The organism is Limnobacter sp. G6BE5S, from assembly GCF_058448965.1.
Map to the genome: position 1 here is coordinate 353,675 of NZ_JBZFLM010000005.1, position 11,375 is coordinate 365,049.

Here is an 11,375-nt window from a genome sequence, read left to right on the forward strand (position 1 = left end):
TTTATTCACTGTGTTATTGGTTCTCCGCAGCAAGTAAATTCTTCGCTGCGTACACAAAATATTCCTGGTTGCCGTCACCACCCTTCAACTCACACGCGAAAAAATCATTCACGGTCAGGTCGAGTAGCGCGCAGCAAGTCTTCACATCGTTTTCCAGTTGAGCAATGAGGTTCTCGAGGTATTTCACCAAACCATTTTTCCCAATGTGTTCTGGTCCAACTTCAAATTGAGGTTTAACCAAGAACAAACCTTCGCAATTCGCAGGCATAAGCAGCGCGATATTGGGCAGCACCTTGCGAAGTGAAATAAAACTCAAATCTGCTACAACCAGCTCAAAAGGCATGAATTCTGGTTTCAGTCTGACGATGTCCTGTTCAAGTTCGCTGGCATTCACTTTGTACAAGTTGACGCCTTCCATGGCCATTACAGCAGGATGTGCTCTCAGGCTGGGGTGTAGCTGATCCCGTCCAACATCAATTCCTGTCACGCTGAGCGCCCCACGTTGAAGAAGGCAGTCAGTAAACCCCCCGGTAGATTGCCCCAAGTCAATACAACGCTTGCCGCTGACTTCAATTTGGGTGTGTTCAAGCGCATGGTGCAACTTCAATCCACCGCGCGATACAAAACTAGGGGCATCGCAGTGAATCAATTCCAACGTCATGAAGGGCTCGATCTGCTGCGATGCTTTTTTGACAACAACAGGGGCGTGAACTACACCATTGCGTACCAACACTTTTCCTTGCTCAATCAAAGTCTGTGCTTGCGCCCTTGAGGGGCACAAGCCTTTTTCAACCAAGGCCAGGTCAGCACGCAAGGGTAGGTCTGTCCTGATTAATAGCGGTAGTGGTCCGGCTTGTAAGGGCCGTCCTGATTTACGCCAATGTAGCTCGCCTGTGCGGTGCTCAGTTCAGTCAACTGCGCGCCAATTTTCATCAAGTGCAAGCGGGCTACTTTCTCGTCCAGGTGCTTGGGCAATACATAAACACCCACGGGGTAGTTTTCCGTATTAGTCCACAGCTCGATTTGTGCAATCGTCTGGTTGGCAAAGCTTGAAGACATCACGAAAGAGGGGTGGCCAGTGCCGCAACCCAGGTTCACCAAACGACCTTCAGCCAACATGATAATGCGCTTGCCATCCGGGAAAATAATATGGTCAACCTGTGGCTTGATGTTTTCCCACTGGTATTTCTTTACGCTAGCAATGTCGATTTCATTGTCAAAGTGACCAATATTGCAGACGATGGCCTGATCTTTCATCTTGACCATGTGGTCATGGGTGATGATGTCCTTGTTGCCCGTGGCAGTCACAAAAATGTCAGCCTTGTCCGCTGCATAATCCATGGTCACTACGCGGTAGCCTTCCATGGCAGCTTGCAGCGCACAGATCGGATCGATTTCTGTAACCCAAACCTGGGCAGACAGGGCGCGCAATGCCTGGGCAGAGCCCTTGCCCACGTCGCCATAACCAGCAACAACAGCCACTTTACCGGCAATCATTACATCGGTTGCACGCTTGATACCGTCAACCAATGATTCCCGGCAGCCATACAGGTTGTCGAATTTGGACTTGGTTACAGAATCGTTTACGTTAATTGCAGGGAAAGCCAAGTCACCCTTCTTGTGCATTTCGTACAAACGGTGCACACCAGTTGTGGTTTCTTCAGTCACGCCCTTGATTTCTTTCAAGCGCTTGGAATACCAACTTGGGTCAGTCTTCAGCGTTTTCTTAATGGATTCAAACAGGCAAATTTCTTCTTCGCTGCCTGGGTTGTTCAGTACGCTGATGTCTTTTTCAGCCTTGGTGCCCAGGTGCAGCAACATCGTTGCATCGCCGCCGTCGTCCAGAATCATGTTGGAATAACCACCATCTGCCCATTCGAAAATGCGGTGGGTGAAATTCCAATAGTCGGTCAGCGACTCGCCTTTGAAGGCGAACACAGGAATGCCGGCGGCGGCAATTGCGGCGGCAGCATGGTCTTGTGTTGAATAAATATTGCAAGAGGCCCAGCGCACTTCTGCACCCAGCGCTGCCAATGTTTCAATCAGCACAGCTGTTTGAATGGTCATGTGCAGTGAACCGGTGATACGGGCGCCTTTCAAAGGCTGGGATACCGCAAATTCCTTGCGAATGGCCATTAGGCCAGGCATTTCGGTTTCTGCGATTGCAATTTCTTTGCGGCCAAAATCGGCCTGAGACATATCGGCTACGAAAAAATCGTTTTCGCCGTTAGCGGTGATAGGTTTTGCAATGGCGTTCATCACGCCCTCCTTTTTAAAGTTCATAAAGAAAGAAGCGTGAGCGCCGTTGTTTATTTCTTGTTCGAGCCTAGCACCCCAAAAAGCATGGGTGTGTCGCAACGCTCCTCGAACGGCCTAAATTGTAACAGGGTTGGTTCAGGAAGGCCAAGCGGTATTCAAGCGAGCCCTGTCCTGATCAACCCTGTTGGTGTCAAATGCCTGCGGCTGCTTTCAACGCCTCGGCTTTGTCCGTGCGTTCCCAGCTGAATTCTGGTTCCTCGCGGCCAAAGTGGCCATAGGCGGCTGTTTTTGCATAAATCGGGCGCAGTAAATCGAGCATCTGAACGATACCTTTGGGACGCAGGTCGAAATGGGCTCTGACCAATTCTGTAATTGCGCCGTCGTCAATTTTTCCGGTACCAAAAGTATTTACCATGATGGAAGTAGGGCGTGCCACGCCAATCGCATAGCTCACCTGCACCAGGCATTTTTCTGCCAAACCAGCTGCGACAATGTTTTTGGCCACGTATCGACCTGCGTATGCGGCGGAACGGTCTACCTTCGAGGGGTCTTTGCCGGAAAATGCGCCACCACCGTGGGGTGCGGCACCACCGTAGGTGTCCACGATAATCTTGCGACCAGTCAAACCACAATCGCCTTGAGGTCCACCAATTACAAAGCGGCCAGTCGGGTTCACCAAATAACTGATGTCGCCTTTGATCAACTCTTTGGGCAACACCGGCTTGATGACCTCTTCAATCACCGCCTCCCGCAGCGTAGCCAACTCGATGTCCGGCGAATGTTGTGTGGAAAGTACAACGGTGTCGATGCAATAAGGTTTTCCGTCTACATACTTGATCGTCACCTGCGATTTCGCATCGGGGCGAAGCCAAGGCAGTCGTCCATCCTTGCGCAACAGGCTCTGGCGTTGAACCAGCTGATGAGAAAGGCTGATCGCCAGCGGCATCAACTCACGGGTTTCATTGACAGCATAGCCAAACATCAAGCCCTGATCGCCAGCGCCTTGGTCCAGGTCGTTGTCATGGGCTTTGTCCACGCCTTGAGCAATGTCCGGGCTTTGTCGGTCGTAGCAAACCATCACCGCGCAGCTTTTGTAGTCGATACCAAAATCGCCATTGTCGTAGCCGATTTTTTTCAAGGTATCACGCGCCACTTCGATGTAATTTACCTGCGCAGTGGTTGTGATTTCGCCAGCCATTACCACCAAGCCAGTGTTGGTCAAGGTTTCGGCAGCGACTCGTGCCTTGGGATCTTGTTCGAGAATTGCGTCTAATACCGCATCAGAAATCTGGTCTGCTACCTTGTCTGGGTGACCTTCTGAGACGGACTCAGAGGTGAAGAAGAATTCGTTAGACATTAAAAAAGCTCCAATAAAACAGGGGGTTATTACAGCCGCCATGTTCGATTGAAGCCCGGCGACGCTTTAGCAGATTTGTTTTAGTTCGCCCCGCAAGTTGTCATTTAACTCAGCGAACTTGGGAAATATACAACATTTGGAGGCGAAGGCAAAGCGAGGACTGGTTACAATCTGCCCCATGATCAAATATTTGTTCAAAGTCCTGTCTGTATTTCCCTTGCCAATCCTGCACGCACTAGGCGCATGGTTGGGTTGGGCGGTATATGGTTTGTCGGCCAGTTATCGTCGAAAAATCGATGTCCACTCAAAAATCGCTTTTCCTCACAACGAGTCCTTGCGCTTGGCGGCTGTGAAAGGTTCGGTCAAGCATGCCGGAATGGCACTTTTGGAATTGCCTTTCCTTTGGGGATTGTCGACGCAAAAGGGTGCAGGGCGCTGTACCGATATTTCTGGTTGGGATGTTGTCCAAAAGGCTCAATCCAAAGGGAAAGGGGTCATTTTCCTAACCCCGCACATGGGCAGTTTTGAGTCCACGGCCCAGATATTTTCCACTCGCGCACCCATCACGGTCTTGTATCGCCCCAATCGCAAGGCAGAACTCCAAAATATCATCGAAGACAGCCGGGCCCGCGACAATGTCGCCTTGGCTCCCACCACGATTGGTGGTGTGAAAATCTTGCTCAAAGCCCTAAGGCGAGGCGAAGCGGTAGGGATGTTGCCCGACCAGGTCCCGGCCCAAGGCGAGGGCATTTGGGCTCCCATGTTTGGTCAGCCTGCCTACACCATGACCCTACCGGGTCGACTGCATCAGTCAACCGGCGCTGTAATTGTTCTGGCAATCGGTTACCGAAAACCGGGTGGTCAAGGGTTTTGCCTTGAGCTTTACCCTGGCCCAGAATCTCTGAGCCCTGATCCCGTAGAGGCCGCCACACAAGTGAATGCTGAAATGGAAAAACTGATTCTGATGCATCCCGATCAATATTATTGGGGCTATGAGCGTTACAAGCCTCCCAAAGGTCAGCCTAGCCAACAAGGGCAATCATGACGCAGTTATTGATTTCAATCTGGTTTGCTCTCGCGCGTTTGCCATTCTTCGCTTATCGATTCATCTCTACATCGGTGTCTGCATTGTTGGCCTTGGTGCTGTTTGTATTGGCCCGTGAGCGTCGCCGGGTTGCACTCACCAATCTTTCCTTGTGTTTTCCCGACTCGTCCAATTTCCAGCGCATTCGCTGGGCTTTGGCTCACATTTATTTTTACCTGCGTACATTTTTGGATCGGGCCTGGTTATGGTCGGGTAACGAAAGGGTAGTTCGTGACCGAGTTCGAATAGACAATCCCGAAGCCTTGGCTATTCTTGACACCGAGACTCCCACCATTTTTCTTGCACCCCATTTTTTGGGTCTGGATGCAGCGTGGAGCCGCTTGTGCCTTGAAATCGACATGGTCACCATGTATTCCAACCAGAAAAATCCGGTATTAAATTCGTTGATATTGGAGGGGCGGTCCAAATTCGGGGAGCAATTGCTTTTGTCACGCCAACAGGGCGTGCGTCCCTTGCTTGCAGCAATGAAAAAAGGGCGCCCTTTGTATTATTTGCCCGATATGGATTTCGGCGAGCGCGACTCTGTGTTCGTGAATTTTTTTGGTGTCAAAGCAGCCACTGTCACGGCGGTGGCCAGATTATCGAAATTGCTCAAGGCGCAGGTCGTGCCCGTCACCACGAGATACTGCAATGGCCGTTACCTCATCCATATTCACGAACCTTTACCCAATTTCCCGCTGGAAGATGACACGGACTCTACACAAGCCATGAATCACCACATTGAGTCTTGGGTCAAAGACAACATTCCACAATACTTGTGGTTGCACAAACGATTCAAAACCCGCCCAGAGGGTGAGTCAAGAATATACTGACACCTGAATTAAACAGATTGATGGCTCAACAGATCAAAGATGACTAATCCGACAACACTCAGGTTCACCAAAATGCACGGTGCGGGCAACGACTTCGTTGTGCTCGATAACTGTGCCGGTCAAATTGACCTTAGTCCTGGGCTGATCAAGCGACTCGCCGACCGCCATTTCGGCGTGGGTGCAGATCAGGTCCTTGTTGTCGAATCTTCTTCGCAGGCCGACTTCAAATACCGCATCTTCAATGCAGACGGACAAGAGGTACAGCAATGTGGCAATGGCGCACGTTGTTTCGCGCAGTATGTGTTTGACAAAGGGCTCACTCAGAAAAATCAAATCACAGTGGAAACACTTGCTGGTATTATTCAGCCCGAATTGATCAGGCACAATTGGGTCAAAGTCAACATGGGACCCGCTGAATTCAGTCCTGGCAATGTGCCATTTATTTCAGAAGGTTTGGTCACCCGAAAAGCGGGTGCCCTAACGCAATACAAGCTCCCGATCGATTTAGGTCCTGAGCTCGAAGAGCTGTGGGTTGGCGTCGCTTCCATGGGAAATCCGCATGTTGTGATACTTTTGGAACAACCTGCTTCTGATGAATTGGTTCAGCACCTCGGCGCAACCCTGGAATCACATCCCCGTTTTCCCGAGAGGGTCAATGTCGGTTTTCTTCATGTGGTGGATCGCAGCCAGGTTCACCTTCGCGTCTATGAGCGCGGCGTGGGAGAAACTCTGGCCTGTGGAACAGGAGCATGCGCGGCCGCTGTCGTGGGCATGAAAATGGGGCTTATTGCCGAGCGTGTAGACGTGGTCAAAGCCGGTGGAACGCTTACCATTGAATGGAGTGGGCAACAGGACAGTGATGTTTTGATGACAGGCCCAGCGCAAACAGTTTTTGAAGGAGAGTTTTACTTATGACTGACGAGGCCGTTCAGGTTGCCGATTTTTTGAAGGCACATCCCGATTTCTTAATCAAGAACCCGGGTATTTTGGCTTTCATCAAATTGCCCGAGCAAAGCACCGGGAATGTGGCTTCGCTGCACGAGCGTCAAGTTCAAACCATGCGTGAGAAAGTCAAATCACTTGAACTCCGTGTCGTTGAATTGACCCATGCTGCGGTTGAGAATCAAGCCATCATCGGCAACTTGCAGGCGATTACCCGCACATTGTTGACAGTCAAAGATGCAATCGATCTACCTGCCGTGCTGGTCGACGCAATCCAAAAGAAATTTGTAGTACCAATTGTTCGTTTACAGCTGTGGAACGAAAGCGATTGTTCAATCGGTGATTCCGACAAGAGCCGGATTGATGACATGAAAAATCTCTATTGTGGTTTTGCAGAAAATGCGCCGACCTTGTCGTTATTTGACGGAGAGCAAGTGGCACCCCGCTCGGTGGTGTTGATCCCTTTGCGTATTGGTGCCAGTCCGGTGACCTTCGGTTGTCTGGGTTTCGGCTCACCAGACAAAGACCGATTCTCGCCAACTTTAGAAACCGATTTTCTGAATACACTGGCTGAAACCGCATGCGCCGCACTGAGCAGACTCCAGAATCCGCAATCCTGATTCAGCGGTATCTGGATTTTCTGCGCCTGGAGCGTCGTTACAGCGACAACTCTGTGAAGGCTGCTCATCGTGACCTGCTTTTGATTCGCAGCCCACATGACCAAGTCACAGCCTCAGTACTCAAATCAATCCTCGCCCAGCGTCATGCAAATGGCGCTGCGCCCGCAAGCCTCGCCCGCATTGCTTCAAGCTGGCGGGGTTTTTTTAAATATTTGCTTAACAACGGCGCAATCGAGGCTGATCCCACCTTGGGCCTCAAAACACCCAAACTGCCTCGATCATTGCCCAAGGCGGTGGGAGTTGATCCTTTGGCAGCATTGCTTGCCATACCGCTTCCGCAACGGTTTCGGTTCGCCCAGGCGCATGTATTAATTGAACTTTTGTACTGCACTGGTTTGCGAATCAGCGAGGCTTTAACACTTCGGGTTGACGTCTTGAACGGGGCCGCAGAACTGCGGGTTATCGGGAAGGGAAGCAAGACCCGAATTGTGCCTGTGGTCGATGCGCTGCAAACGCGTTTCAAAGAATTTGTAGAACCTCGCCAGCGTCATTTGGTCAAGCTGGGCCGGTTGCAAGAAACTTCACTGTTCGTGTCCGCCAAGGGGCAGGCATTGACTGTCAGGCAAGCCCAGCGAGACGTCGCTGACCATGCTGCGAATTGCGGTTTGGGTCAACATCTGCACCCGCACATGCTGCGTCACTCTTTTGGAAGTCATTTGTTGCAAGGTACGCAAAATTTGCGAGCGGTTCAGGAGTTGCTGGGGCATGAATCAATTGCATCCACGCAGGTGTACACCGCACTCGATTTTGATCACCTTTCCAGCGTCTATGACAACGCATTTCCGCGTGCCAAATAAGTAAATGCGCGGGTTTAGAGTGCGGATAGCAAACGCGTGGCCGCCAAACCCAATGTTTCATTGTCTTGGCGTGAAGTGTCGTTCGCGATCAGGCGGTTCAACATCTTTGCTGTGTTGTGTGTTGGATCATTGGCACTGAATCGTTCCCGTGCCTCGATCATGGAATCAATCACAGTGTCGGCATCACTCCCGGCATTCTCTTTTGCATAGAGAATTGCCACAGTGTCCGCAAACAATTCTTGTTTGTAGACCATCTCTGGCTTTGGTCCAAAGCTTCCGGTGTGCTGAATACCACGAAACTCGTCCTCATTCACTTCGTAATTGGCCACGAAAGAACGACTTTCCCGGAAACAGTGTCCCATTTCGTGAGCAACGGATGCTGCAATAATTTTTGGCCATTGCGCGCGGTTGTTTTCATTCAAAAACCTTCCCCATTGTGCCCACGCCGTTTCATTGGTGTTCACAATAACCACGCATTTACCGTTGGCATAAGCCAAGGCACCAAGGGGAGTAGGTTCTGGGCGCTCCGTTACAATCAAAGAGGGTTTTGTTCGCATGTCAGATTCCAGTTCGATCATGACTTCTCTTGCGATTTGCTCAACTTGTTGTGCTGGCAGTTGTGCCAGGTCAATTGAGCCAAAACCCAAACCCAGAGAAAGAAGAAATGACAGCATGGTTGAATCCAAGCGTTGAACTTGAATTCAGTGTCTGCCTTCCCTGTGTGTTTCTTTTTGCTGAGAAAAGCCTTATAAATCAGGCTTTTCAAGCAAAGTAGGAGTCTGCAAACGGCACCATGTAAGAACTTCCTTTACAAGTTCCCGACCGTTTAGAAGTCGAGTTTGCCACCTCATCGCATGGGTTTGTAATTCGGGTAGGTGCGGTAAAAGCGCTATCCAAATCTCGCCAAAATCGGCCTCTGTATCAATACCGTTCCAAGCCAGCCAGCAATTCCAAAGTGCCACTTTGCAATCCGCGTCAAGCCCCTCGGCATAAAGCTCGTAAAAGCAGGTCAGTTTTTCGGCATGTGCATTGTCTTCGGTGGGGTAAATTTGCCAAATAAGTGGTTTGCCCGCCAGTTGAGCCCGAACAAATGAATCCTCGCCCCTCACGAACAATACATCGTGTTGCGCCAGCAATTCATCAAATTGACTTTGAGGCACGAATGGGAGCAGCTTTGCGCAATCTTGCGCTTTAAGCGCCATTCCATTCCCGGCAAGTCCAATTCGTATCGTGTGTTCGCGCTCATTCATCGAGTTGCAGGCATCAACTAACTCCCTTACCGGCGCATTCGAATAGGCAAAAATGAAAATATCGAGACCTGTCTTTTTCGCTTGCGGTGGACAATCAAGCAAGTGCCTTGGGTAGTCGCAGTGAATGAGTCCACCAGTTTTTTCCGTAAAGCCAGGATAAAAAAATGTGGTCATGTGTCCCGTGCTGGGGTCCACAGAGGTACTCAAGTGAAAGCTTTCGACCCATTTTTCGGATGACAGGTAATCAATCAGCAACCACGGAACACCAGGACAATTGCGTTTCAGTGCCACATCAAAACGAAATCGGGTTTGTTCACTCGATGTCCCGAAAGGCTCCAGAATCAGATCTGGCGCTCGCACTGCGGTGTCTTCAATCGCAGCTTGAGTTGCATCAATTAACGTTAACCTGTCAATGTCGTGAGTCGGGTACAGCGCACTAAAAGTAGCAGAGTGGTCATGAAATAAATCTACGCTGTGCCCATTGGAGGCCAATGCTTTGGCCAAACGAAGGGAAAAACCAGCATCGCCGAAATTATCGATTACCTTGCAAACAATCCCGATGTGCATAGCGCCTCATGCCTGAAAATACAAAGGGCCCCAATGGGGCCCCAGCAAGTCCACTGTATTGTGGATAATTTACTTCACGCGGTTGCGGTATTCAGCAGTGCGTGTGTCAATTTCAATCTTGTCACCAATTTCAACAAATGCAGGCACTTGAATTTCAAAGCTGGTTGGCTTGATGCGGGCTGTTTTCATGATTTTGCCTGAAGTGTCGCCGCGCACTGCGGGCTCCGTGTATTCAACTTCTCGAATCAGGCTTGTCGGCAATTCCACAGACAGCGCCTTGCCGTCATAGAACACCACTTCACATTCCATGCCATCATCAAGATAATTCAGTGCGTCGCCCATGTTTTCGGCTTCCACTTCGTACTGGTTGTAATCCGCATCCATTAAAACGTACATCGGGTCTGCAAAATAGGAGTAAGTGACTTCCTTGCGTTCCAGTACCAGCAGCTCGAACTTCTCGTCCGCCTTATAAACGCTTTCCATGCCTGCGCCGGTCAGCAGGTTTTTCATTTTCATTTTTACAACGGCGGCGTTACGGCCTGATTTGTTGTATTCGGTCTTCAAAACCACCATGGGGTCTTTGCCAACCATAACCACGTTGCCTAGGCGAACTTCTTGTGCTGTTTTCATGAGTTTGATGAGGATTTAAAATTCAAGCCCCGTATTGTACTCGAAGTGTTTGTTGGTACAACACACTTTCTAGTTCGAATTCGGGGCATTTTTAAAGGGTTAATGGGAAAGAAAGCCTTTTAATTCAGGCAGCTTTTGCTGACCCTCTGTTCAGCACCGGGCTTGGGTCTATCTCTATATAAGAGCCAGGTGGTAAATCCGCGGGTAACTCGTAAGGTCCAACAGCGCGACGGTGCAATCTCTCTACATGATTGCCAACAGCCGCCACCATCCTTTTTACCTGGTGATACTTACCGGTTGTAATGCCCAGTTCAAGTCTGCCATCTGTCATCAGGCTGGCCCTGCTGGCATAAATAATCTCCGGTTCGTCATCCAGGTCTACGCCTTCCAGTAATCGTTGCAATTGCAATTCCGTGAACGGGCGGGCACCAGCCACTTCATAGATCTTCTCGATCTCTTGTTTGGTGCCTACCTTCCCACTAATCAGACGGTGAATAAACTGACCATCGTCCGAGAACAGTAAAAGCCCGGTTGTGTCCACATCCAGCCTACCCGCAGCCTGCAAGCCACGCTTTATATAGTGCTTGGGAAGCAAATCAAACACAGAAGGATTGTGGCTGGGCAGGTGAGAAGTCTCATACCCCGCCGGTTTGTGCATCAATAAGTACTTGTACTGGGTAATTTCAAAGGTATTTCCATCAATTAAAAGGGTATCGCCCAATGAAATTTCATCAATTTCGGGATCAAGTCGAGTTTCGTTCCGAAAAATCTCTGAATTCCAGAAAATATTTTCACACTCGCGTCGACTCCCAAGTCCTTGTGATTGCAGTATTTTTACGCTCGGTCTAACTTTCATGTAAAGATTCTTTGAATTTATTTGCCAAAAGTGTTTGACAGGTTTTGGATTGATGTGCATAATCTCGTTTCTCTGCTGCACGACAAGCAGGACGAAACGAAGCAAGCAAGCGGTTCTTCA

12 protein-coding genes and 1 riboswitch are annotated in these 11,375 nt (G+C 49.9%); of the genes, 5 read left to right on the top strand and 7 right to left on the bottom strand.

The features are described 5' to 3' along the window. Positions 1-13: 13 nt before the first annotated feature. The 3 genes from ACVL1J_RS11395 to metK form a co-directional block, all read right to left on the bottom strand. Positions 14-814 carry a TlyA family RNA methyltransferase gene (locus ACVL1J_RS11395; protein WP_341237805.1) on the bottom strand — a complete coding sequence of 267 codons (801 nt, stop codon included), beginning with the start codon at positions 812-814 and terminating at the stop codon, positions 14-16. Positions 815-831: 17 nt separating this feature from the next. Continuing rightward, positions 832-2,259, bottom strand: a complete 1,428-nt coding sequence (gene ahcY / locus ACVL1J_RS11400) for an adenosylhomocysteinase (protein WP_159568354.1) — start codon at positions 2,257-2,259, stop codon at positions 832-834. A gap of 31 nt (positions 2,260-2,290) precedes the next feature. After that, a riboswitch (S-adenosyl-L-homocysteine riboswitch) is annotated at positions 2,291-2,372 on the bottom strand. 77 nt (positions 2,373-2,449) lie between these two features. Next, on the bottom strand, positions 2,450-3,616 hold the full coding sequence (gene metK / locus ACVL1J_RS11405) for a methionine adenosyltransferase (protein WP_159568355.1): 1,167 nt from the start codon (positions 3,614-3,616) through the stop codon (positions 2,450-2,452). 178 nt (positions 3,617-3,794) lie between these two features. Here metK and ACVL1J_RS11410 point away from each other — a divergent pair, with 178 nt between their 5' ends. Genes ACVL1J_RS11410 through ACVL1J_RS11430 form a run of 5 tightly spaced genes read left to right on the top strand, consistent with a single transcriptional unit; the run spans position 3,795 to position 7,952 of the window. Beyond that, positions 3,795-4,661, top strand: a complete 867-nt coding sequence (locus ACVL1J_RS11410) for a lysophospholipid acyltransferase family protein (RefSeq protein ID WP_341237804.1) — start codon at positions 3,795-3,797, stop codon at positions 4,659-4,661. Beyond that, positions 4,658-5,533 carry a lysophospholipid acyltransferase family protein gene (locus ACVL1J_RS11415; protein WP_159568357.1) on the top strand — a complete coding sequence of 292 codons (876 nt, stop codon included), beginning with the start codon at positions 4,658-4,660 and terminating at the stop codon, positions 5,531-5,533. Before ACVL1J_RS11410 ends, ACVL1J_RS11415 begins: the two co-directional genes overlap by 4 nt. A 39-nt stretch (positions 5,534-5,572) precedes the next feature. Next, complete coding sequence (dapF, locus tag ACVL1J_RS11420; protein ID WP_159568358.1) at positions 5,573-6,448, top strand: diaminopimelate epimerase; 876 nt, start codon at positions 5,573-5,575, stop codon at positions 6,446-6,448. After that, positions 6,445-7,095, top strand: a complete 651-nt coding sequence (locus tag ACVL1J_RS11425; RefSeq protein ID WP_341237803.1) for a DUF484 family protein — start codon at positions 6,445-6,447, stop codon at positions 7,093-7,095. Before dapF ends, ACVL1J_RS11425 begins: the two co-directional genes overlap by 4 nt. After that, a complete protein-coding gene (locus ACVL1J_RS11430) occupies positions 7,056-7,952 on the top strand; it encodes a tyrosine-type recombinase/integrase (protein ID WP_159568360.1) in 897 nt (298 codons plus the stop codon). Before ACVL1J_RS11425 ends, ACVL1J_RS11430 begins: the two co-directional genes overlap by 40 nt. 14 nt (positions 7,953-7,966) lie before the next feature. Here ACVL1J_RS11430 and ACVL1J_RS11435 read toward each other — a convergent pair whose 3' ends face one another. From ACVL1J_RS11435 to ACVL1J_RS11450, 4 genes are all read right to left on the bottom strand, one after another. Further along, a complete protein-coding gene (locus tag ACVL1J_RS11435; RefSeq protein ID WP_159568361.1) occupies positions 7,967-8,626 on the bottom strand; it encodes a hypothetical protein in 660 nt (219 codons plus the stop codon). Positions 8,627-8,698: 72 nt separating this feature from the next. Continuing rightward, entirely contained in the window at positions 8,699-9,769 is a 1,071-nt protein-coding gene (gene earP, locus ACVL1J_RS11440) for an elongation factor P maturation arginine rhamnosyltransferase EarP (RefSeq protein ID WP_341237802.1), read from the bottom strand. A gap of 69 nt (positions 9,770-9,838) precedes the next feature. Next, on the bottom strand, positions 9,839-10,399 hold the full coding sequence (gene efp, locus ACVL1J_RS11445) for an elongation factor P (RefSeq protein ID WP_159568363.1): 561 nt from the start codon (positions 10,397-10,399) through the stop codon (positions 9,839-9,841). A 124-nt stretch (positions 10,400-10,523) separates the two neighbouring features. Beyond that, on the bottom strand, positions 10,524-11,255 hold the full coding sequence (locus tag ACVL1J_RS11450) for a 16S rRNA pseudouridine(516) synthase (RefSeq protein WP_491665343.1): 732 nt from the start codon (positions 11,253-11,255) through the stop codon (positions 10,524-10,526). Between the last annotated feature and the right edge of the window lie 120 nt (positions 11,256-11,375).

Coding starts and splice junctions, on each gene's coding strand:
- ACVL1J_RS11450 (WP_491665343.1), bottom strand. CDS start 11,255: ATGAAAGTTAGACCGAGCGTAAAAATACTGCAATCACAAGGACTTGGG.
- earP (WP_341237802.1), bottom strand. CDS start 9,769: ATGCACATCGGGATTGTTTGCAAGGTAATCGATAATTTCGGCGATGCT.
- metK (WP_159568355.1), bottom strand. CDS start 3,616: ATGTCTAACGAATTCTTCTTCACCTCTGAGTCCGTCTCAGAAGGTCAC.
- ACVL1J_RS11425 (WP_341237803.1), top strand. CDS start 6,445: ATGACTGACGAGGCCGTTCAGGTTGCCGATTTTTTGAAGGCACATCCC.
- ACVL1J_RS11430 (WP_159568360.1), top strand. CDS start 7,056: ATGCGCCGCACTGAGCAGACTCCAGAATCCGCAATCCTGATTCAGCGG.
- ACVL1J_RS11415 (WP_159568357.1), top strand. CDS start 4,658: ATGACGCAGTTATTGATTTCAATCTGGTTTGCTCTCGCGCGTTTGCCA.
- ACVL1J_RS11410 (WP_341237804.1), top strand. CDS start 3,795: ATGATCAAATATTTGTTCAAAGTCCTGTCTGTATTTCCCTTGCCAATC.
- ahcY (WP_159568354.1), bottom strand. CDS start 2,259: ATGAACGCCATTGCAAAACCTATCACCGCTAACGGCGAAAACGATTTT.
- dapF (WP_159568358.1), top strand. CDS start 5,573: ATGACTAATCCGACAACACTCAGGTTCACCAAAATGCACGGTGCGGGC.
- efp (WP_159568363.1), bottom strand. CDS start 10,399: ATGAAAACAGCACAAGAAGTTCGCCTAGGCAACGTGGTTATGGTTGGC.
- ACVL1J_RS11435 (WP_159568361.1), bottom strand. CDS start 8,626: ATGCTGTCATTTCTTCTTTCTCTGGGTTTGGGTTTTGGCTCAATTGAC.